We start from the raw sequence: 18,798 nt of genomic DNA, 5'->3' as shown, positions 1-18,798 counted from the left end.
ACGGGCTACCCGACACCCCAGAACGCGTCCTCCTCGGCGGGGTCTGCGGTGAACAGCCACACCTCGGCGACCTTGCCGTTCTCCACGCGCATCAGGTCGACGCCGACGCCGTCCATCTCGGCACCGGAACGCTTGGCGGTCCAGTGGACGGGAGCAGCGACGATCGAGCCGTTGACCATCAGCGGGGCGTTGCGCTTCAACGTGAAGGTGCCCTCGGAGACCGTCATCATGCCGCCGATCATCTCGCCGACGGCCGCACTGCCGTGGTGGATGCCCGAGAAGCGGTTGGCGCCCGGCTGGTGCCACACGATGTCGTCGGCGAACGTGGCCGAGACGGTGGCGAAGTCACCTGCTTCGAGGGCGTCGAAGTAGGTGGTGATGACGGCGAGCGGGGTGGTCATGGTTTCTCCTTCGGGCTGGTGTTGCCCTATGCTCACCAAAAGTAACCAATTACCTCAACGTAACTAATGAGCGGATGTGGCCCATGTCACAGGTGATGCCCGACTGGAGCGTTCTCGCCGCCACGTGCCCCTCGCGCACGAGCCTGGCCCGCATCGCGAACAAGTGGACGGCCATGGCGGTGTCCGTGCTGGGCAACAACGGGCTGATGCGGTTCGGCGACCTCAAGGCGCAGCTCGACGGCATCAGCGGCAAGGTGCTCACCGAGACGCTCAGGGACCTCGAACGCGACGGGCTCGTGACGCGGCACGTGCACGCCGAGGTGCCACCGCGGGTCGAGTACGCGTTGACAGACCTGGGTTTCACGCTGCACGTGCCGCTGCTCGCACTGTGCCGGTGGGCCGAGGAGCACATCGCCGAGGTGCTGGTGAACCGCGAGGCCTACGACGCGCGCTGAGTGAGCACGCCGTCCACGTCCGGCATGACCGACCCGCGGATCATGTTCCGCACGACCGGCAACCCGGACAGCCGGAAAGCCCAGTCCCGCAACGAGATCCGCCACCGCGACGACGGCGCCATCCAGCCGATGAACTTCCGCCCGAACTCCTGGGTCCGCGCGACCACCGGCTTCATCCGGGCCTCGTAACGCGCGAAGGCGCCTGGGCCGGCGGCAAGCTCCTCCGCCAGCACGAACGCCCCGGTCATCGCGAGCGACGCACCATGGCCGGCGAACAACGACACCGCGCCGCACGCGTCACCCACGAGGACGACCTTGCCGCGGTGCCACACCGACATGTCCACCTGGGACACCTCATCGTAGTAGATGTCCTGCGGCACCACGGAAAGCAGCTCGGGCGCGACCCAGCCGAGATCACCGAACCGGGAACGCAACGCCGCCGGAGGATCCGCGGGCACCTCCGGCGAGGAGGACCGGTAGAGCATCAACGCCGCCATCGCCCCGTCCCGCACGGCGTAGCAGCCGATCATCCGGTGCGGCACGGTCAGCATCTGGTAGCGGTAGCCGATCTGAGCACTCAACTCGGCGTCACGAACCGAAAAAGCAGCCACGTGATGCCCGAGGTACCGCACGAACGACGACCCGAACACCAGCTCCCGGACCCGCGAGTGCACCCCGTCCGCCCCCACGACCAGGTCGAAGTCCTCGACCGACCCGTCCGAGAACGTCACCCGCCCGTCGTCGATCACAGAAACCGTTGTCCCGTAACGAATCGGCGCACGAACGTCATCGCGGATCACCTCGGCCAGATCGCCGCGCAACAGGCTGATCACACCGTCGGCCACCGCCTCGTAGGCCTCGGTGGAGATCTCACTCCGCTTGCGCCCGCGCGGATCCACGCTGGTGACCGACGAGATCGGCGCCCGGCGCGCCTCCAACGCCGGCAGCAGCCCCATCCGCCGCGCCACCTCGTGACCCGGCCCGAAGAAATCGATCATGTAGCCGCCCGCGCGGAACACCGGCGCCTTCTCGACAACCAGCACTTTCCAGCCAGCCCGTTCGAGCCACCACGCCGTTGCCAACCCGGCGATCCCTGCTCCTACCACCAACGCTCGTTGGGCGTTCGACTTAGGCATATGCCCAATCTACTCACGGATGCTTCTTGCTGCTACTCCTCCCGCTGCTCCAGAACCACAGACCGGCCGCCACCGCCACCAGCACACCCAGGCTGAGCAGGCCATCCGGGATGCCGTCGCCGTCCTGCTGCTGGTTCTGCGCCACGACTTGCTGCCGAGGAGCAGGCACGGCGGGAGGCGCCGACGACGGTTTGGCCGGTGCCGCGACCAGCGCGATCGGGATCGCCTCCGTGTCGCTGAAGTCGACCATCCCGGTGACTTCCAGGACCGTCATGTGGTCGAGCACGGTGTCCATGCAGACCTTGGCGTAGTCGCGGATCGCGGTGTTGCGCGTGCCGGTCCGGACCGCGGCGAGGAACTTGTAGACACCACCGTGCGCCGCGCGCAGGCGGTTCGCGAAGACCCGGTCGAACTCGGCGCTGCGCGCGGGCGCGGCCTGCATCTCGTTCAGCCAGCCCTGCTGGTCGGCGTTGGGCTGCGTGGGCAGCTGCACGTTCAACGTGCGCGCGAGCTCGACGGTCCTGCGGTCGAGGTCGGCGTGTCCGTCGATCAGGTGCCGACCGGCCTCCTGGACCAGCGGGCTGGCCGACTTCTCCAGCCCCATCCGCCCGGCCGGCCCCTCCCACAGCCCGGCGAGCGCCACCTTCTGCAACAGGTCGCGCCCCGCCGGCCCCATCGGCCCGAACGGCGTCGGCGTGAAATCAGGTCCCAGGTTCGGCTGGGCGAACGCGGGTGGCGCACCTACCAGCACGATCATCAGGGTGATGAGCAGTTCCGCATGCCGGGAGGTACGGACGAATCGGGCGTCGCCGACCGTTGCACAGTGCAATGTTTACCGTTTCGTCATGTTCGGCCGACCCTGTAGAACTAGGCGGGTGAGCGATGTCGACGACCTGACCGACGCGGTCCTCACCGCGTCCCGCCTGCTGATCGCCGTGTCGGCACGCTCACTCGCGGCCGTCGAGGAGACGCTCACGCTGCCGCAGCTGCGCATGCTGGTGCTGCTGGAGAGCCGCGGCCCGATGAAGCTCACCGCGCTCGCGGATCTCCTGGAGGTCAACCCGTCCACGGCCAAGCGCATGATCGACCGGCTGATCACCTCCGGCATGGTCGACCGCGAACCGAACCCCGCCACCAAGCGCGAGGTCGTCGTCGTCGCGAGCGAGGCAGGCCAACGGGTCGTGCGCGAGGTGATGACGCGCCGGCGTGCCGAGATCAGCACGATCGTGTCGCGCATGCCGGAGCACCTGCGGCACGGCCTGGTCGAGGCGCTCGACGCGTTCGCCGCGGCCGGCGGCGAACCGCGCTGGTCAGCCCGCGACGAGACGCCGGAGCGGAGCCGCGACCGCGTGGAAGTCGACTGACTCGTCCAACGCGCGATGCAGCACCAACCCGTCGATGGTGGCGCCCAACAACAACGCGACCGCGTCGGCGTCCTTCACCCCGGCGTCCTGCAGCCAGGAGGCAACCCGCGACCGGAAGTCCGCGACCAGCGCGGCCAGCGACGCCCGCAGCTCGGGCAGGCGGTGCGCCGCCAGGAACGCCTCGGCCAGCAGCAACGACTCGGGGTCCGTGCCGGTGTAGCGGGACAGCTCCCCCAGCACCCGTCCGATGCCGTCAGCCGGTTCCGAACCCCGCAACACCTCCGCGGACTCGGCCAGGACCCGTTCGGCGAACTGCAGCGCGGCCGTCGACAGCAGCTCCGGCACCGACGAGAAGTGGTAGTGCACGAGCGCCGCGTTGACGCCCGCGCGTTCCGCGACCAGCCGCGTGGTCACCGCACCCCAGCCGACCTCGCCCACGAGTTGGGCGGCGGCGTCGAGCAGCTGTTCACGGGTGCGGCGACCGCGGTCGGCTGATTTTGGCACGCGCTTAACTTAGCTTTCGGCCTTCTTCTTGAACGCCTCGAACACCTGGGGCCACCCACCCGCGTTGTCCTCGTGCGCCTTCGCCCGCAGCTCCTCCGAGCCGGCCAGCGACGCGAACCCGCTCTCCACGACGCGCAAACGCGTCCCGGAGCCCTCGGGCGTGAGCGTGAACTCCACCAGCGTCGTGATGCCGTCCCGCAACTCCTGCCCCTCGAACGCGCTGGCCCAGCGGTAGGACACGAAGGTCCGCGGCGTCACGGTCTCGACCCGCACCGGGTAGTCGCCGTACTGCTCGTTCTTGCACAGGGTCGTCTCGCCCTCGACGGCCGTGCCCGACGGCTCGGAGGCCACCCACCAGCCGGGCTCGGTCACCAGCTGCCAGACCCGCTCCAGCGGTGCCTCGATCAGGGTTTCGCGTTCAATCCGGTCCACGGTCACGACAAGCTCCCAATGTCCGCCAACAAGTGCAACCACAGAGTTGCACATCCCTCAGCGATCTGCAACCCCAGGGTTGCATGACGGATCAGATCTCGCAGCCTCAGATCTCGGTGGGGAACGGATACCTGGCCGCGAACTCCGGGGCCGTCATGCCGAACAGCACCACGTCGTGATGGCGGCCGGCGAAGAACTCGTGGTCACGCAGCCGGCCCTCCTCCTGGAAGCCGAACTTGCGGTGGAACGCGAGAGAGGGCTCGTTGAACGCCCAGACACTCGCCTCGCACTTGTGGAACCGCCGCTCGGCGAACATGAAGCTCAGCAGCAGCCGCAGCGCGTCGGACGCATAGCCACGTCCTTTGTGGTCATCGCCGATCGCGATGCCGTACATGAACCGTCCGGCGCGCTGGTCGGCGAGCGCCGTCGTCAGCATGCCGGCCAGCGCCCCGTCGGCGAGCGACTCGATCGCGAGCATCAGCTTGTCGTCGTTCTGGTCCTTGAGGGCGGTCTTCTGCGCCCACTCCCGTTGCCCGGCGGCCGAGCGCGGCGGGTGGATGCGGTCCATCCTCCGCATGTCGGTGGTGTTCTGGTCGAACCGCTGGAAGTCCTCCCAGTCCTCCGGTTCCACGCCACGCAGACGGACGAGATCGCCGACCCATGCTGAGCTCATCCGCTGATCAAACGACCACCCGATCGTGTCCGGCAACCGGATTACTACTATCTGACCGGTGACCACCTACGACGATCTTGAGCACCTCGACACGTCGGTGCTGCCGGAGCGCCAGCAGAAGATCCTGGTCGCCATCCGCGACTGGGTGGTCGAGCACGGCTACTCCCCCAGCACCCGCGAGATCGGCGACGCGGTCGGCCTGCGTTCCTCCTCCAGCGTCTCCAAGCACCTGAGTGCGTTGGAGGACAAGGGTTTCCTCAAGCGCGGCGCGTCGGTGACGCGGCCGATGGACGTGCGGATCTTCCTGCACGAGACGACGTCGGCGCCGGTGTCGGAGGACTCGATCTCGGTGCCCGTCGTCGGTGACATCGCCGCCGGCACGCCGATCTCCGCCATCGAGCACGTGGACGACGTGCTGAACCTGCCGCGCGGCCTGGTCGGGCGCGGCAGCAACGTGTTCGCGTTGCGCGTGCGCGGTGACTCGATGATCGACGCCGCGATCTGCGACGGCGACATGGTCGTGGTCCAGCAGTCGCACGAGGCGTACAACGGGCAGATCGTCGCCGCGATGATCGACGAGGAGGCGACCGTCAAGGTGTATCAGCGCAAGGGCGGCCACGTGTACCTCGAACCGCGCAACCCCGACTACCCCGTGATCGACGGCGACAAGGCCGTCATCCTCGGCATCGTCGTGTCAGTGCTCCGGAGCGTCTGAGAACAGCTGCTGGGCGACGGTCGCGCACGCCTGGGCGCCGTAGTAGTAGCTGTTGGGGCGGTTCTGGAAACGGGTCAGGACCGCCAACGACCACCCCGCCCACACCGCGAGGCACGTGACCGTCCAGGTGTTGCCGTGCAGGGTCCAGCCGTTCTTGATCGAGAGCGGCTTGTCCCGCAACGCCGGCGCGTCCGGGATGCCGAACCGGCCGTCCGGGGAGATGTCGCGCATCATCGCGAGCAGCCGGTCCCTCCACTCCGGACTGATGCCGGGCCCGTTCATCAGGCACTGCCCGAGTCTGGCCGCGTCCGTCGCGCTGACCTGGGTCTTCGACCACCAGTAGGGCGTGATCGAGGTGTCGGTCAGGCCGCACGTGCTGATCATGCGCTGCACGCTCGCCCCGCCGCCGAGGTCCTGGTAGAGCCGTTGTGCGATCTGGTCGTCGCTCTCGCGGATCATCTTCGCCAGATCGGCCTCGTCGCGCCGTGACACCACCGAGCGTTTCGACGCGACGTGGTCCAGCGCGAGCCACGCCTTGATCATCGACTCGGTGTTCGTGCGCACCGTGCCTCCGCTCAGCACGAATCCGTTGCCGCGCAACGCCCACGCGTGCTCGCCGTCGAACTGGACCGACACCTTCGCCGGGTCCGGCTGCCACTTCCGCTCGACCACTTTGGACGGTGGCGCGGCGACCGGGAGCTCGGCGACCGGGAGCTCGGCGGCCGGCGCGGCCTGGCAGGCGGTCAGGACGAGGGCGAGAACGATCAGTCGCTTCATGCCGGCGATGCAATGCCGGTCGCGATGAAGAACCGACGAAGAGCCGGTCGCGGGGCCGTTCGATCGGGCGATTTCACGCCGCCCGGACAGCGGCTTCATCGAACCTTCACAGCCTTGCCGCACCATTGAGCGGTGAGCGCACGCATCCTCGTGGCCGAGGACGACCCCAAGCAGTCACACCTGATCAGGGCGTACCTGGAGCACGAGGGCCACCGCGTGCTGGTGGCGCGGGACGGCAGGGCGGCGCTGGACCTCGCCCGCTCCCGCGAGCCGGACCTCGTGGTGCTCGACGTGCTGATGCCCGAGGTGGACGGCCTCGACGTGTGCCGGGTGCTGCGGGCCGAGTCGCGGGTGCCGATCCTGATGCTGACCGCCCGGTCGACCGAGGCCGACCTGCTGCTCGGGCTCGATCTGGGTGCCGACGACTACGTGGTGAAGCCGTACAGCCCGCGCGAGCTGGTCGCGCGCGTGCGGGCGTTGCTGCGGCGGTCCGGGGCGGCAGAGGACGACGGCCCCATTCGGGTGCTCGACGTCGAGGTCGATCCCGCGCGGTTCGAGGTGCGGGTCGGCGGTGAGCTGGTGCCGTTGACGGCCAAGGAGTTCGAGCTGCTGCGGGTGCTCGCGTCCGCGCCGGGCAGGGCGTTCACACGGGGCCAGCTGCTGCAGGAGACGTTCGGGTTCGACCACAACGTGCAGGAACGGACCGTGGACGCGCACGTGATGAACCTGCGGCGCAAGATCGAACCGGATCCGGCGGCACCGCGGTACGTGCTGACCGTGCCCGGTCGCGGCTACAAGTTCGCCGGATGAGCCGCTTCGCACTGAAGGTCGGCGCGCTGGTCGTGGTGACAGTGGTGACCGCGGTAGCGGCCACGGCATGGCTGACGCTGCGCGAGACGACCAAACAGGTCGAGCAGTCCGCCGAGATCGCGTTGCAGGAGCTGGACGCCGTGGTGCAGGACATCACCGTCTACGGGCTGCTGCGCGGATCGTGGGACGGTCTCGACGCGCAGTTACCGGCGCTGGCGCAGCGGCTCGGCCAACGGGTGCGCGTCGTGCTGACGGACGGCACGGTGCTAGCCGACACGTTGCCGGGTACCGAGCCCCGGCAGAGCGTGCCGGTGCAGACCCGGTTCGACCTGCCGCACCTCGGCGCGACCGTGGCCGCCAAGTGGATCTACAACTACCGGGGCGAGCTCGAACTGGGCCGGTGCCTGCGGGACCACGGCGTGAAGGTGCGCGTCGTCACCCGTGAAGGCGGCGGGCTCGGCTTCGAGCGCGCGCAACAGCAGCAGACGGCCTGCAAGCCCCCGGACGGGCGCGTGTACAGGAGGGCTGACGAACTTCCCTGCCAGGAGACGGATCGCGACTGCGTGCAACGCGAGTTCACCTCCCGGCTCGCCGCGCTCACCCCGCCGCCGGTGCTGGTGCAGGCCGGCACGGTCGGCCAGCCGCAACAGGCGAAGATCGCGGCGCTGCCGATCCTGATCGGTGCCGGGCTGGTCGCCTTGCTGGCGCTGGTGGCGTCGTTGCTGATCACCCGGCGGGCGTTGCGGCCGATCAGTGCGCTGGCGGCGTCGGCGCGCCGGCTGGGTGCCGGGGATCTGTCCGGGCGGGTGCCGGAGAAGGGCAGCGGTGACCTGGTCGAGCTGACCCGCGCGTTCAACGCGATGGCGGACTCGTTGCAGCGCAGCCGCCAGCAGCAGCACGACATGATCGCGGACATCGCACACGAGCTGCGGACCCCGCTCGCGAACATCCGCGGCTACCTCGAAGGCGTGCGGGACGGCGTGCTGACCGCGGACGCCGAGCTGTACCGGTCACTGCACGAGGAAGCCCTGCTGCAACAACGGTTGATCGACGACCTGCAGGAGCTGGCACTCGCCGAGTCCGGATCGCTGGTCTACCACCGGTCCACTGTGGACCTGGCGGAGCTGCTGGCCACCTACCGCACGCCCGGCGTGGTGGTCGACGCACCGGAACCCGTTGTGGTGCAGGCGGATCAGGACCGGTTGCGGCAGGTCGTCGGCAACCTGGTGGCCAACGCGCTGCGAGCCGGCCCTTCTGTGATCACGTTGCGGTGCCGCGTTTCCGAGGAGTGGGCGGTGATCGAGGTCGTGGACGACGGCCACGGGATCGCCGCCGAGCACCTGCCGCGCGTGTTCGACCGGTTCTGGCGTGCGGACACGGCGCGCGGACGTGACACAGGTGGACGCGGGCTCGGGCTGGCGATCGCGCGGGAGATCATCACCGCGCACGGCGGCACGATCTCGGTCACGAGCACGGTCGGTGCAGGCACGACGTTCACCGTGCGGTTGCCGCGCTAGAGGACTCCCCAGTCCCGTGACTTCAAGTGCTCGACGACGCTGTCCACGAGTGGAGTCGACCCTCGGGTGACCACGTAGAGGGTGTTGAGCGGTGGGATCTCCGGGTGGTGCAGCAGTTCGACGGAACCGGCGGTGAGGGCGGGTTCGGCGAGGTAGCGCGGCAACGCGGACACGCCCGCCCCGGCGATCACGGCGGCCAGCACCGCGCGCAGGTCCGGCACGATGACAGCGGTCGGGTTCTTCGGGCGCTTGCCGAACTCGCTGCGCCAGTACCGGCGGATGATCGGCAACTCTTCCGAGTAGGCGACGAGCGGAAGGTGTTCGAGAGCGCGCGCCGGGTCTTCGCCGAGCAGGTCCTGGTCCACGGTCCTGGCCAGGATCGGCGGCCCGACCAGCTGGAACTCCTCGTCGGTGAACGGCGTCGCGGTGAGACCCGCGCCGGGGCGGACCGACGACAGCACGAGGTCGAGCTGTCCGGCCTTGAGGGTGGCCAGCAGGTCGTTCGCCAGGCCCAGGGTGACCTCGAACCGGATGCCGCGCTGAGTCAGCGGGACGAGCGCCGGCAACCCGCGAGCCGTCATGAACTCCGCCGCTCCCCCGATCCTGACCGTGCCTTCGAGAGCGGGCACGGGGTCGAGTGCGGACCTGAGCTGGTCGACGTGCGGCCCAGCGCGACGGGCCAGTTCGTCGGCTCTCGTCGTCGGCGTGACCCCGCGACTGCCCCTGACGAACAGCGGTTCGCCGAGCTCCCGTTCCAGTTTGGCGAGCTGACCGCTCACCGCCGGCTGGGTGAGGCCGCGCCTGGTCGCGGCGGCGGTGAGCGAGCCGCCGCGGTAGATCTCCAGGAACGTCGCCAGCAGATCCAGGTCTGTCAACCCCTCGGCCATAAGACAGCTTATAGCTCCGCCGACACGTTCTGCGGATTCGTGATGGAGTGAACGTCATGAAGAAGCTGCTGATGATCGTGTCCGGCGCCGACTCGCTGACGCTGGCGGACGGCACGAGCCACCCCACCGGGTTCTGGGCCGAGGAAGTCGTCGAGTCCGTGCGCGTGCTGCGCGAGGCCGGCATCGAGGTCACCGTCGCGACGCCGGGCGGTGTCGTGCCGACCGTCGACAAGGCGAGCCTGGACGGTAAGTTCGACCAGGCGGTCGAGGAGCTGGCCGACCTGCGCACGCCCGCGACGCTGGCTGAGCAGAAGGCCTCCGACTTCGACGCGATCTACCTGCCCGGCGGCCACGGCCCGATGGCGGACCTGGCGTTCGACCGGGCGCTGGGCTCGCTGCTCGCGGACTTCCACGACAACGACAAGCTCGTCGCGGCGCTGTGCCACGGACCGGCCGGCCTGCTGAGCGCGGTCCGGGCGGACGGCACGTTCGTGTTCGCGGGCAAGGAGATGGCCGTGTTCAGCGACGATGAGGAACGCCAGGGTGGCCTCGCCGTGCCGTACTCGGTGTCAGACCGGCTGGCAGAGCTGGGCGCGCGACTCGCGTCAGGTGAGCCGTGGTCGAGCACGGTGGTCGTGGACGGCAGGCTCGTCACCGGGCAGAACCCGCAGTCCACTGTGGCCACCGCGACCCAGGTCGCCGCGCTGCTCTAACGCAGTGCCGCGGCGACCTCCTGGAGCAACGCGAGCTCGTCCGCCTTGGTGACCGGCAGCTCCGTCGGCGCGTTGTCCCAGTCGATGTCGTCCATCTCCAGCACGGACTTGCGGTCGAAGTCGTACGCGCGGTCCCGCAGCTCGGGCAGCAGCAGATCGATGACGAGCCCCGTGTTCACTGTCGTGTGCCGCGCGAGCAGAGCCGCGTCGTACAGGTCCTTCGCCTGCGGGTAGGCGTCCGTCATGAGCCACTGGAGCTTCCACGCGAGCGACAGCTCCTGGTTCGCGGCGAGCAACGTCGCACCGGCGATCCGCACGGGCTCCGGGGCGAGCGGCAGGTCCTCCTCGAAGACCAGGTCGATCTGGATCCCCCCGTACGGCAGGCCCTTGACCTGGAACGGGCACGACAGCCGCAGACCCGGCACCCGTTCGTAGGTCCAGATCGGCTCGCGTTCGACCGGGCCGGGGCACAGCACCGGACCCGAGTCGGCGCGAACGGCGTCGCTGATGTCGTCGATCAGCTTTTCCGCCTGCGGGCTGCCGAACGCGATGTCGCGCGGCGTGACCACGAAGTCGAGGTCGCCGGGCTCGCGCGCGGCGTCGCCGAACCACTCCCGCATGACCGTGCTGCCGCGCAGCACGAGGTTCTCGGACCACGGCGACCTGGCGACGAGGTGCAACACGCGTGCCATCGCCGCGCGACGCCCGTTGCGCCAGCGCTCACCCTGCACGGGGTCACCGAACCGCGGGTCACCTGCCCGAAACGCGTGCGGGTACTGCTTGAGCGCCGGGTCGAACACGGCGCGCTGCTCGATGTCCTGGCCCGGCTTCACCTTGAGCGGGGTGTAGCTCAGCGGGAAGCCCCGCACGTTGTCGGGCGCCCGCCGCAGCCGTTCGTCGCGGCTGCGGTCGCTCGTCTTGCCGTGGATCCAGCCGTTGTCGATGTGCAGCGCGTCGTCGTCGACGACGTACTCCTCCTCGACCTCCAGCACCTCGAACTCGTGCAGGTCCGCCAGCAACGCCTCCAGCTTCGCCTTCGCGGTCTCCCGGCCCACACCGAAGCACCGCTGCGTGATGAACCGCTCCTGCGACCCGTCGTCGTACCTGCGCCGGGCGTTCCGGGAGATGTGCGCCTCGTGCCCGTTGATCGCCCGATACACCTGCGCGTGCCAGGTGTGCCAGTTCCCCACCATCAACACCTTGACGTGGTGCTCGAAGTACAGCTCGGGGTCGGCGTCCTCATCGGACCGGGGCACGCCCTCGTTCCACGGCGCGGCTTCGATCTTCACGCGCACCAGGTAGAGCTCGGCCTCGAACATCCTCGTGCGCCACTGCTCGACGACCGCCCGCACCTCGTCGATCGTGCCGTTGGCCCCGATCGTCAGCATCGGCTGCGACGGCACCTCACCGCCGTTCAGCTCGATGTGGCTGAACTTCACCTGGTGCTGCTCGGCGAACTTCGCCAGCTCGTCGACCTGCCACTCGGACCCGGTCAGGTGCAACTCGAACTCACCCGCGAACATGGCCGCAGACCTTAGCCGAGCACGACCTGCAAGACACACAACAAATACAGCAGCACCGGCCCGCGACTCAGCTGCAGCACCAGCCCAAGCGGCACCGGCCCGAGCACCCCGAAGTCGATCGCCGCGACGCCGTAGTCGAGCGGCGGCCGGGTCGCGATCCGGTAGGTGACCGCCACCGCTCCGATCGCTGACACCACACCGTTGAGCAACTCGACGTGCGGCGTGAACGGCACAGTCACCGCACACCACACCACCGCTCCGACGGTGGGCACGACGAGATGCGCGAGCCGCAAGGTTCTGTCCGGCACACCGAGCATCCGGCGGATCGACGCCGATCGGCACACCGCCTTGAGCCCGGCCGCCAGCCGATCCGTGGCGACGAACGCGGCGATCAGGTGCACGGCGGGTACCCAGTCGACCTCACCGCCGAGCGCCACCAGCGCGGGCAACGGCAGCAACCCGGCCCAGACCAGCAGCGCGTTCGGTGCTCGACGGACCCGCAACAGGTCCGTCCACACCAGGACGGTCAGTGGTGATCCGCGCAGCCGCGCTGACCGGACCCGGCCGATTGCGCGGGCGCGACGTTCGGCGAGGATCGAGCCGAGCAGCGCCAGGTCGAGCCACGCCACCGACACCCGCACGACTGCGGCCAGCGAGGCGCCGGCGGCCAGGTCGTTGCGGTTCAAGCGGCGCAAGGACGTGGCGGCGAGCACGACCAGAAGGACCGCCACCGGGGTCAGCCAGACCGCCTCGAACGTGACGGGTCCGGGGCGGAGGAACAACGCGACCACGGCCAGTCCGGCGAGAACGGTGAGCCAGGTCTGGGGGGACGCCCAGGTCCGAGGTCCCAGCCGGGTCCTCGGTCCCACTCCAACCGGCGGCCCGACTCCAGCCGGCGGCCCCACATCAACCCGCGGCCCCAGACCAGCCCGCAGCCCCGACCCGACCTGGGATCGGCCCAGCCAGGCGCCCTGCAGCACCACTGCCCCTGCCACCACCGCGACCCCAACCACCGCCGAGCCCGCAAACACCAGCGGCCCCTGCAGCGAGGTCACCGCACCCGGCACGCCCGACGACGGGGCCGCCCCCACCACCCCGAAGACAACCGCGGGCCACACCGCACCCACCGCCGCACCGAACCCGAGCAGCCCGAAGAACCTCGGCCGCAACAACGATCCCCGGTCCACCGGCGAGCTCAACACCCAGAACATCCGGTCCCGCCCCACGAACACCGGACCGAACGCCAGCAACACCTTCAGCAGCACGACCGCCGCCAGCACGGACAGCCACAACGCCGTCCACTCGCTCGCGCCGGACTGCCCGGTCTTCTCCAGCGCCTTCATCGCGACGCCCCAGCCGATCGCCCCCACGATCGCCACGTTGACCAGCCGCTCGTACAGCCGAGCAAGCCGAAACCGCCACGGCGCAGGAGGCCGCCTCAACCGCCGCCGAACATCCCCAGCCGTAGGAGTCACAGGACCACAGACCGGTCCGCGACCGCCTCCACGAGCTCCTGGTCGTGCGAGGCGAACACCACCGCCACCCCGGCCGCCTTCTCCGCCTTCAACCGCTCCCGCAGCCACGTCCGTCCCTGCACGTCGAGCCGCTGCTCCGGCTCGTCCAGCACCAGCAGCCCACGCGGCCGCACGAAGCACGAGGCGAGCCCCAGCCGGTGCCGCTGCCCACTCGACAACATGGGCGGCAACTGGTCCGCGACCTCGGACAGCCCCAGCTCGTCCAGCACCTCGGCCACCGAACCCTCCGACGAACCGTGCAGCCAGGCCTGCAGCCGCAGGTGCTCCACAACGGACACGTCGGGGAAGTAGTCGGCGTCGTCCAGCAAGGCAGCGGTCAGCGCGCGGAACGAGGCAGCGCTCTCATCCCGCACCACACCGTCCACCAGCACCGAGCCGGAGTCGTGGCGCTCGGCCCCGACCAGGCACTTGAGCAGCGTGGACTTGCCGGACCCGTTGCGCCCGATGATCGCCACCGCCTCACCGGCCGCAACCGTGAAGCTCAGCCCTGTGAGGACGGGGTCGTCGCCGTAGCTCTTGCGGACGTCCCGCACCTCCAGCATGTGATCAGCGTAATGGGAATAGCTCGCGGGCCTGTGCGTTAAGGTAGATGCAAACGCATAGAACTTGAGAGAAGAAGGAGGCGGGTGCCGTGCAGTTCGGAATTTTCTCGGTGAGCGACATCACCAGGGATCCGGTGAGCGGCGAGACCCCCAGCGAGGCCGAGCGCATCGACGCGATCGTCCAGATCGCGCAGAAGACCGAGGAGGTCGGGCTCGACGTCTTCGCGATCGGCGAGCACCACAACCCGCCGTTCTTCTCGTCCGCGCCCACGACGCTGCTGGCCGCCATCGCGGCGACCACGAAGAGGCTGATCGTCAGCACCGCGACGACGCTGATCACGACGAACGACCCGGTGCGGCTCGCTGAGGAGTACGCGATGCTGCAGCACCTGGCGAAGGGCCGCATGGACCTGATGCTGGGCCGCGGCAACACCGCGCCGGTCTACCCGTGGTTCGGGGCCGACATCCGGCAGAGCCTGCCGCTGGCGCTGGAGAACTACAACCTGCTGCACCGGTTGTGGCGCGAGGACGTCGTGGACTGGGAGGGCAAGTTCCGCACGCCGCTCCAGGGCTTCACGAGCACTCCGCGGCCGTTGGACGACGTGCCTCCGTTCGTGTGGCACGGCTCGATCCGCACGCCGGAGATCGCGGAGCAGGCCGCCTACTACGGCGACGGCTTCTTCGCGAACAACATCTTCTGGCCGAAAGAGCACTACATGCGGCTGATCAAGTTCTACCGCCAGCGGTACGCGCACTACGGCCACGGCACGGAGAAGCAGGCGATCGTCGGTCTCGGCGGTCAGGCGTACATCGCCAAGAAGTCGCAGGACGCGCTCAACGAGTTCCGTCCGTACTTCAACGAGGCCCCGGTCTACGGGCACGGGCCGAAGATGGAGGACTTCATGGAGATGACGCCGCTGTCGGTCGGCAGCCCGCAGGAGGTCATCGACAAGACGCTGACGTTCCGCGAGCACTTCGGTGACTACCAGCGGCAGATGTTCCTGATGGACCACGCCGGGTTGCCGCTCAAGACCGTGCTGAACCAGCTGGACCTGCTGGGCGAGGAGGTGGTTCCGGTGCTGCGCAAGGAGATCGAGGCTCGCCAGGACCCGGAGACCGCCAAGCCGCCGACGCACGCCCTGCGCGTCAAGGAGAAGTACGGCGACCAGCCCGCACGTCAGCCGAAGCCGAACGCCAACCGTGGCGACAACGTCACCGGAGGCTCGCCTTACCAGGACAACCAGTGACGCGTGCGAACGAGGCGTGGGAGTCCCTGATGAGGGCCTACGCCGTGCTGATGAAGCAGTTCGCCGCGGAGGACGTCTGGGGCGACCTGACGATGCGCGAGTACGACGTGCTGTACACGTTGTCCAAATGCGACGGTCCGCTGCGGATGAGTGAGCTGAACCGCCACGTGCTGCTGAGCCAGCCCGCGCTGTCCCGCATGGTCGACCGCCTGGTCGACCGCGGGCTGGTGGAACGCTGCCCGGATCCCGGTGACCGCCGGGGTGTGCGCCTGTCGCTCACCCCGGCCGGCCGCAAGACCCAGCTGGAGATCGGCCGTCCGCACGCCCGAAGCGTCACCAGGGCGCTGAACGTGTTGACGCCAGTGGAACTCGAGCAGCTCGCCGCGATCACCGCGAAGCTGGCCGGAAACGAGGAGAAATGACCACTCAGAAGCAGCTCGTCATCGTCTCGGCGGGCACGAGCGACCCGTCGTCGACGCGTCTGCTCGCCGACCGGGTCGCCCAGCGCGTCGCCACGCTCGGGATGCAGAAGCAGCTCACCGTCGGCATCCAGACGATCGAGCTGCGCGAGCTGGCCGGCGAGATCGCGAACGCCCTGGTGTCCAACCACATCGGCCCGAAGCTGCAGAAGGCGATCACCGCGCTGCAGCACGCGGACGGCATCGTCGCGAGCACCCCGGTCTACAAGGCGGGCGCCAGCGGGCTGTTCACGTCGTTCTTCCAGATCCTGGACAACGACCTGCTGATCGCGAAGCCCGTCGTGCTCGCCGCGACCGCCGGCACGGCCCGGCACGCGCTCGTGGTCGACGACCAGATGCGCGGACTGTTCGCCTACCTGCGGACCGTCGTGGTGCCGACGTCGCTGTTCGCCGCGACCGAGGACTGGACCGACCCCGCGCTCAACAAGCGCATCGATCGCGCGGCCCTCGAAGTCGTGGCGCTCATCGCCTCCGGGTTCGAGAAGCAGGTCCGCGACGAGTCGTGGGGCCGCTACCAGCACGAGTTCGGCAGCGCGGGCGGCACCGAGCTGTCGATCGACCTGGACTCGGACCTGATGCGGCTGGCCGCAGGCGGTCAGGCGTAGGGCACGACCTTCTTTTCGAGGTAGGCCAGGCCGTAGAACAGCGCGACGCTGATCACCGCGAGCAGGGCCATCGCCGCGAACGCCAGTGAGGTGTCGGCGCTCGCACCGGACGTGTAGATCACGTAACCCAGTCCGGCGCGGGCGCCGACGAACTCGCCGATCACCGCCCCGATCACCGCGAGCGAGATCGCCACCTTCAGCCCCACGAAGACCTGCGGCAGTGCGTGCCGGAACCGCAGCTTCAGGAACTCCTGCGGGCGGGTGGCGTCCAGCGACCGGAACAGCTCGACCAGCTCGTGCGGCGTCGACTTCATCCCGGACGCGGTCGAGATGACGATCGGGAAGATGCACACCAGCACCACCATCAGCACCTTCGACTCGATGCCGAACCCGAACCACACCACCACGATCGGCGCGATCGCGACCTTCGGCACGGCGTTGAGCGCCACCAGCAACGGGTAGAACATCCGCTCCAGCAGCTGGGAACCGACGATCAGCAACGCGATCGGCACACCGACGACAACCGCCAGTCCGAACCCGAAAACCGCCTCCCACAACGTGATCAGGGTCTGTTCGAGCAGATGGCCCGGCAGCTCCAGGAACGACGCGACGACGTCGGCCGGTGACGGCACGAGGAACGGCTCGATCCCGAACACGATCGTCGCCAGCCACCACACGCCGATGATCGCCAGCAGGCCGAGAACCGGCAGCACGACCTTCACGCCGTCACCTCCCCCAGCAGCCCGCGCAGCTCCCGGCTCACCTGGTCCAGCTCGACCCGTCCGAGCGCACGCGGCCGGGCCAGGTCGACCTCGACGATCTTGTGGATCCGGCCGGGCCGCGGGCTGAGCACCACGATCCGGTCGGCCAGCAGCACGGCCTCGTCGATCGAGTGCGTCACGAACACCACCGCGCGGGGAAGTTCCAGCTGAACCCGTTGCAGCTCCTCGGAAAGCTCGGTGCGGGTGATCGCGTCCAGTGCGGAGAACGGCTCGTCCATCAGCATCACCCGCGGGCTCTGGATGAGCGACCGGCACAGCGACACCCGTTGTTGCATGCCACCGGAAAGCTCGTGCGGCAGCCGTTGCTCGAACCCGCCGAGCCCGACCAGCTCCAGCAGCTCGTGCGACCGGTCCCGGTACTCGCGCCGGGCGAACCCGAAGATCTCGATCGGCAGCAGGACGTTCGACAGCACCGACCGCCACGGCAGCAAGGCCGGCTGCTGGAACATGAACGAAACGTCACGCCGCGGTTTGGTGACCGCTTCGCCTGCCACTTCCACGTGTCCGGCAGACGGCTTGAGCAGCCCGGCGATCAGGCGCAGCAACGTGGACTTGCCGCAGCCCGACCGCCCGATCACCGCGACGAACTCGTGCTCGCCCACCTCCAGGTCGATCCCGCTCAAGGCGTCGACGCTGCCGAAGCTGTGCGAGACCTGCCTGATCGTGATCACTTCGGCGTGAGCCCGAAGTTCACGAGGTCGTCGGGCCGCACCGACCCGGCGGGGACCGCACCCGCGTCCACGAGCTTGCCGATGATCTTCTCGACCCGCGGCTCGGTCAGCTCCCCGATCGGGCCGAGGAACGCGGTCGGCTTCACGTAGGGCGCCATCAACGACATCTCGGCGCTGGCCACCGTGGAGTCCTGGGTCGGCTGGTAATTCTTCAGGATCGGCCCCACCTCGTCGGGATGCTCGATCGCGTACCGCAGGCCCTTCAGCAGAGCATCCCTGAACGCCTGCGCCTGCTCGGACTTCGTGGCCGCGAACTCCCGCGAGGTCACCAGCGCGTTGCCGTACAGGTCGGGAACGAAGTCGCCGTAGGGCAGCACCACCGCCTTCTTGCCCTTGGCCGCGGCCTCGATCAACGGCGTGCCGACGACGAACTGCCCGATCCCGTCGACCTGCCCGGCCGCCAGCAGCTGCGGCAGCGCGGGCGGTGCGGACGGGACGAACTCGACCTTGGCCGGATCGATGCCGGCGGCCTTGGCGTAGACCGGGAACATCACCTGGTTCGTGGAGCCCGGCTGGTCGCCGATCTTCTTGCCCACGAGGTCGGAGGGTTTGCTGATCCCGTTGCCCTCCAACGCGACGATCGCGGCGAGTGAGCGCTGGTGGATCGCCGCGATCGTGGTGACCGGCAGCTTCTCCTTGGCCGTGGTGATCGCGGTGGCCGTGAAGTCCGCGATGCCGAAGTCCGCCCGGCCGGCCGCGACGAGCTTGAGCACGTCGACGCTGCCCGTGCCGGGAGTGATGGTGACCTTGAGCTTGGCCTCGTCGAAGAAACCCCTCTCCTGCGCGACGTACACGTACGCGTCGCGGCCGAAGGTGTTGAACGACGTCAGGTAGCTGACCTCGGTCGTCTCCGTCGAGATCTGCGGTGGCGTGCCGCAGGCCGTGACAGCCAGCAAGACCGCGACCGCTGAAATCGCTTTCCTCATGTTCCCTCCCCCGAAGGCGCCCTCTTCCGAGAACATAGAGGTCG

23 protein-coding genes are annotated in these 18,798 nt (G+C 69.0%); 9 read left to right on the top strand and 14 right to left on the bottom strand.

Annotated features, from left to right (window positions below; genetic code table 11):
• Nucleotides 1–5: 5 nt before the first annotated feature.
• Nucleotides 6–401, bottom strand: a complete 396-nt coding sequence (locus tag LFM09_RS05830; RefSeq protein ID WP_414095228.1) for a nuclear transport factor 2 family protein — start codon at nt 399–401, stop codon at nt 6–8.
• A gap of 83 nt (nt 402–484) precedes the next feature.
• On the opposite strand from LFM09_RS05830, the gene LFM09_RS05825 reads away from it, so the two are divergent.
• Nucleotides 485–856 (top strand): winged helix-turn-helix transcriptional regulator, encoded by a 372-nt coding sequence (locus LFM09_RS05825; RefSeq protein WP_414095227.1) that lies wholly within the window; start codon nt 485–487, stop codon nt 854–856.
• Here the strand turns inward: LFM09_RS05825 and LFM09_RS05820 are convergent.
• Together LFM09_RS05820 and LFM09_RS05815 are read right to left on the bottom strand one after the other, a co-directional pair.
• Nucleotides 841–1,992 carry an FAD-dependent oxidoreductase gene (locus LFM09_RS05820; protein ID WP_414095226.1) on the bottom strand — a complete coding sequence of 384 codons (1,152 nt, stop codon included), beginning with the start codon at nt 1,990–1,992 and terminating at the stop codon, nt 841–843. The genes LFM09_RS05825 and LFM09_RS05820 overlap by 16 nt on opposite strands.
• A 13-nt stretch (nt 1,993–2,005) precedes the next feature.
• Nucleotides 2,006–2,743, bottom strand: coding sequence for a DUF4142 domain-containing protein (locus LFM09_RS05815; RefSeq protein ID WP_414095225.1), 738 nt, complete (start codon nt 2,741–2,743; stop codon nt 2,006–2,008).
• A 124-nt stretch (nt 2,744–2,867) separates the two neighbouring features.
• Between LFM09_RS05815 and LFM09_RS05810 the strand changes: the two genes are divergently transcribed.
• The gene (locus LFM09_RS05810) at nt 2,868–3,356 is read left to right on the top strand and encodes a MarR family winged helix-turn-helix transcriptional regulator (protein ID WP_414095224.1); all 489 of its coding nucleotides are present in this window, start codon (nt 2,868–2,870) and stop codon (nt 3,354–3,356) included.
• Here LFM09_RS05810 and LFM09_RS05805 read toward each other — a convergent pair.
• The 3 genes from LFM09_RS05805 to LFM09_RS05795 all read right to left on the bottom strand — a co-directional run bounded on the left by LFM09_RS05805 (nt 3,303) and on the right by LFM09_RS05795 (nt 4,965).
• Nucleotides 3,303–3,860 (bottom strand): TetR/AcrR family transcriptional regulator, encoded by a 558-nt coding sequence (locus LFM09_RS05805; RefSeq protein WP_414095223.1) that lies wholly within the window; start codon nt 3,858–3,860, stop codon nt 3,303–3,305. The two genes, LFM09_RS05810 and LFM09_RS05805, sit on opposite strands and share 54 nt — an antisense overlap.
• A gap of 9 nt (nt 3,861–3,869) precedes the next feature.
• A complete protein-coding gene (locus LFM09_RS05800) occupies nt 3,870–4,298 on the bottom strand; it encodes an SRPBCC domain-containing protein (protein ID WP_414095222.1) in 429 nt (142 codons plus the stop codon).
• A gap of 100 nt (nt 4,299–4,398) precedes the next feature.
• The gene (locus tag LFM09_RS05795) at nt 4,399–4,965 is read right to left on the bottom strand and encodes a GNAT family N-acetyltransferase (RefSeq protein ID WP_414095221.1); all 567 of its coding nucleotides are present in this window, start codon (nt 4,963–4,965) and stop codon (nt 4,399–4,401) included.
• Nucleotides 4,966–5,023: 58 nt separating this feature from the next.
• Here LFM09_RS05795 and lexA point away from each other — a divergent pair, with 58 nt between their 5' ends.
• On the top strand, nt 5,024–5,680 hold the full coding sequence (gene lexA / locus LFM09_RS05790) for a transcriptional repressor LexA (protein ID WP_414095220.1): 657 nt from the start codon (nt 5,024–5,026) through the stop codon (nt 5,678–5,680).
• Here the strand turns inward: lexA and LFM09_RS05785 are convergent.
• A complete protein-coding gene (locus LFM09_RS05785) occupies nt 5,660–6,457 on the bottom strand; it encodes a serine hydrolase (protein ID WP_414095219.1) in 798 nt (265 codons plus the stop codon). The two genes, lexA and LFM09_RS05785, sit on opposite strands and share 21 nt — an antisense overlap.
• Nucleotides 6,458–6,589: 132 nt before the next feature.
• On the opposite strand from LFM09_RS05785, the gene LFM09_RS05780 reads away from it, so the two are divergent.
• Both LFM09_RS05780 and LFM09_RS05775 read left to right on the top strand, forming a co-directional pair.
• On the top strand, nt 6,590–7,267 hold the full coding sequence (locus LFM09_RS05780) for a response regulator transcription factor (protein ID WP_414095218.1): 678 nt from the start codon (nt 6,590–6,592) through the stop codon (nt 7,265–7,267).
• Complete coding sequence (locus LFM09_RS05775) at nt 7,264–8,784, top strand: sensor histidine kinase (protein WP_414095217.1); 1,521 nt, start codon at nt 7,264–7,266, stop codon at nt 8,782–8,784. The genes LFM09_RS05780 and LFM09_RS05775 overlap by 4 nt, the downstream gene beginning before the upstream one ends.
• On the opposite strand, the gene LFM09_RS05770 is transcribed toward LFM09_RS05775, so the two are convergent.
• Nucleotides 8,781–9,671, bottom strand: a complete 891-nt coding sequence (locus LFM09_RS05770; RefSeq protein WP_414095216.1) for a LysR family transcriptional regulator — start codon at nt 9,669–9,671, stop codon at nt 8,781–8,783. The two genes, LFM09_RS05775 and LFM09_RS05770, sit on opposite strands and share 4 nt — an antisense overlap.
• A gap of 56 nt (nt 9,672–9,727) precedes the next feature.
• Between LFM09_RS05770 and LFM09_RS05765 the strand changes: the two genes are divergently transcribed.
• On the top strand, nt 9,728–10,384 hold the full coding sequence (locus LFM09_RS05765; RefSeq protein ID WP_414095215.1) for a type 1 glutamine amidotransferase domain-containing protein: 657 nt from the start codon (nt 9,728–9,730) through the stop codon (nt 10,382–10,384).
• Here LFM09_RS05765 and LFM09_RS05760 read toward each other — a convergent pair.
• From LFM09_RS05760 to LFM09_RS05750, 3 genes are all read right to left on the bottom strand, one after another.
• Nucleotides 10,381–11,907 carry a nucleotidyl transferase AbiEii/AbiGii toxin family protein gene (locus LFM09_RS05760; RefSeq protein WP_414095214.1) on the bottom strand — a complete coding sequence of 509 codons (1,527 nt, stop codon included), beginning with the start codon at nt 11,905–11,907 and terminating at the stop codon, nt 10,381–10,383. The two genes, LFM09_RS05765 and LFM09_RS05760, sit on opposite strands and share 4 nt — an antisense overlap.
• Before the next feature lie 11 nt (nt 11,908–11,918).
• On the bottom strand, nt 11,919–13,277 hold the full coding sequence (locus LFM09_RS05755) for a DUF6297 family protein (RefSeq protein WP_414095213.1): 1,359 nt from the start codon (nt 13,275–13,277) through the stop codon (nt 11,919–11,921).
• Nucleotides 13,278–13,378: 101 nt separating this feature from the next.
• A complete protein-coding gene (locus tag LFM09_RS05750) occupies nt 13,379–13,984 on the bottom strand; it encodes an ABC transporter ATP-binding protein (RefSeq protein ID WP_414095212.1) in 606 nt (201 codons plus the stop codon).
• Nucleotides 13,985–14,073: 89 nt separating this feature from the next.
• Here LFM09_RS05750 and LFM09_RS05745 point away from each other — a divergent pair, with 89 nt between their 5' ends.
• Genes LFM09_RS05745 through LFM09_RS05735 form a run of 3 tightly spaced genes read left to right on the top strand, consistent with a single transcriptional unit; the run spans nt 14,074 to nt 16,315 of the window.
• On the top strand, nt 14,074–15,231 hold the full coding sequence (locus tag LFM09_RS05745; RefSeq protein WP_414095211.1) for an LLM class flavin-dependent oxidoreductase: 1,158 nt from the start codon (nt 14,074–14,076) through the stop codon (nt 15,229–15,231).
• Nucleotides 15,228–15,653: a MarR family winged helix-turn-helix transcriptional regulator gene (locus LFM09_RS05740; RefSeq protein ID WP_414095210.1), complete on the top strand. Its 426-nt coding sequence runs from the start codon at nt 15,228–15,230 to the stop codon at nt 15,651–15,653. Before LFM09_RS05745 ends, LFM09_RS05740 begins: the two co-directional genes overlap by 4 nt.
• Nucleotides 15,650–16,315 carry a CE1759 family FMN reductase gene (locus LFM09_RS05735; RefSeq protein WP_414095209.1) on the top strand — a complete coding sequence of 222 codons (666 nt, stop codon included), beginning with the start codon at nt 15,650–15,652 and terminating at the stop codon, nt 16,313–16,315. The genes LFM09_RS05740 and LFM09_RS05735 overlap by 4 nt, the downstream gene beginning before the upstream one ends.
• On the opposite strand, the gene LFM09_RS05730 is transcribed toward LFM09_RS05735, so the two are convergent.
• The 3 genes from LFM09_RS05730 to LFM09_RS05720 are packed head-to-tail and all read right to left on the bottom strand — an operon-like array spanning nt 16,306 to nt 18,754.
• The gene (locus LFM09_RS05730) at nt 16,306–17,037 is read right to left on the bottom strand and encodes an ABC transporter permease (RefSeq protein ID WP_414095208.1); all 732 of its coding nucleotides are present in this window, start codon (nt 17,035–17,037) and stop codon (nt 16,306–16,308) included. The two genes, LFM09_RS05735 and LFM09_RS05730, sit on opposite strands and share 10 nt — an antisense overlap.
• Nucleotides 17,034–17,768 carry an ABC transporter ATP-binding protein gene (locus LFM09_RS05725; protein ID WP_414095207.1) on the bottom strand — a complete coding sequence of 245 codons (735 nt, stop codon included), beginning with the start codon at nt 17,766–17,768 and terminating at the stop codon, nt 17,034–17,036. Before LFM09_RS05725 ends, LFM09_RS05730 begins: the two co-directional genes overlap by 4 nt.
• Nucleotides 17,765–18,754: an ABC transporter substrate-binding protein gene (locus tag LFM09_RS05720; RefSeq protein WP_414095206.1), complete on the bottom strand. Its 990-nt coding sequence runs from the start codon at nt 18,752–18,754 to the stop codon at nt 17,765–17,767. Before LFM09_RS05720 ends, LFM09_RS05725 begins: the two co-directional genes overlap by 4 nt.
• Between the last annotated feature and the right edge of the window lie 44 nt (nt 18,755–18,798).

Source organism: Lentzea alba, from assembly GCF_047445655.1.
Taxonomy (GTDB): Bacteria; Actinomycetota; Actinomycetes; order Mycobacteriales; family Pseudonocardiaceae; genus Lentzea; species Lentzea alba_A.
The sequence above is the reverse complement of the archived record's forward strand: the minus strand, read 5'-3'. Positions and strand labels throughout refer to the sequence as shown.

Excerpts from the sequence above, each read along its gene's own strand:
- LFM09_RS05830 (WP_414095228.1), bottom strand. The coding sequence starts at position 401 with ATGACCACCCCGCTCGCCGTCATCACCACCTACTTCGACGCCCTCGAA.
- LFM09_RS05825 (WP_414095227.1), top strand. The coding sequence starts at position 485 with ATGTCACAGGTGATGCCCGACTGGAGCGTTCTCGCCGCCACGTGCCCC.
- LFM09_RS05820 (WP_414095226.1), bottom strand. The coding sequence starts at position 1,992 with ATGCCTAAGTCGAACGCCCAACGAGCGTTGGTGGTAGGAGCAGGGATC.
- LFM09_RS05795 (WP_414095221.1), bottom strand. The coding sequence starts at position 4,965 with ATGAGCTCAGCATGGGTCGGCGATCTCGTCCGTCTGCGTGGCGTGGAA.
- LFM09_RS05785 (WP_414095219.1), bottom strand. The coding sequence starts at position 6,457 with ATGAAGCGACTGATCGTTCTCGCCCTCGTCCTGACCGCCTGCCAGGCC.
- LFM09_RS05775 (WP_414095217.1), top strand. The coding sequence starts at position 7,264 with ATGAGCCGCTTCGCACTGAAGGTCGGCGCGCTGGTCGTGGTGACAGTG.
- LFM09_RS05770 (WP_414095216.1), bottom strand. The coding sequence starts at position 9,671 with ATGGCCGAGGGGTTGACAGACCTGGATCTGCTGGCGACGTTCCTGGAG.
- LFM09_RS05765 (WP_414095215.1), top strand. The coding sequence starts at position 9,728 with ATGAAGAAGCTGCTGATGATCGTGTCCGGCGCCGACTCGCTGACGCTG.
- LFM09_RS05760 (WP_414095214.1), bottom strand. The coding sequence starts at position 11,907 with ATGTTCGCGGGTGAGTTCGAGTTGCACCTGACCGGGTCCGAGTGGCAG.
- LFM09_RS05750 (WP_414095212.1), bottom strand. The coding sequence starts at position 13,984 with ATGCTGGAGGTGCGGGACGTCCGCAAGAGCTACGGCGACGACCCCGTC.
- LFM09_RS05735 (WP_414095209.1), top strand. The coding sequence starts at position 15,650 with ATGACCACTCAGAAGCAGCTCGTCATCGTCTCGGCGGGCACGAGCGAC.
- LFM09_RS05720 (WP_414095206.1), bottom strand. The coding sequence starts at position 18,754 with ATGAGGAAAGCGATTTCAGCGGTCGCGGTCTTGCTGGCTGTCACGGCC.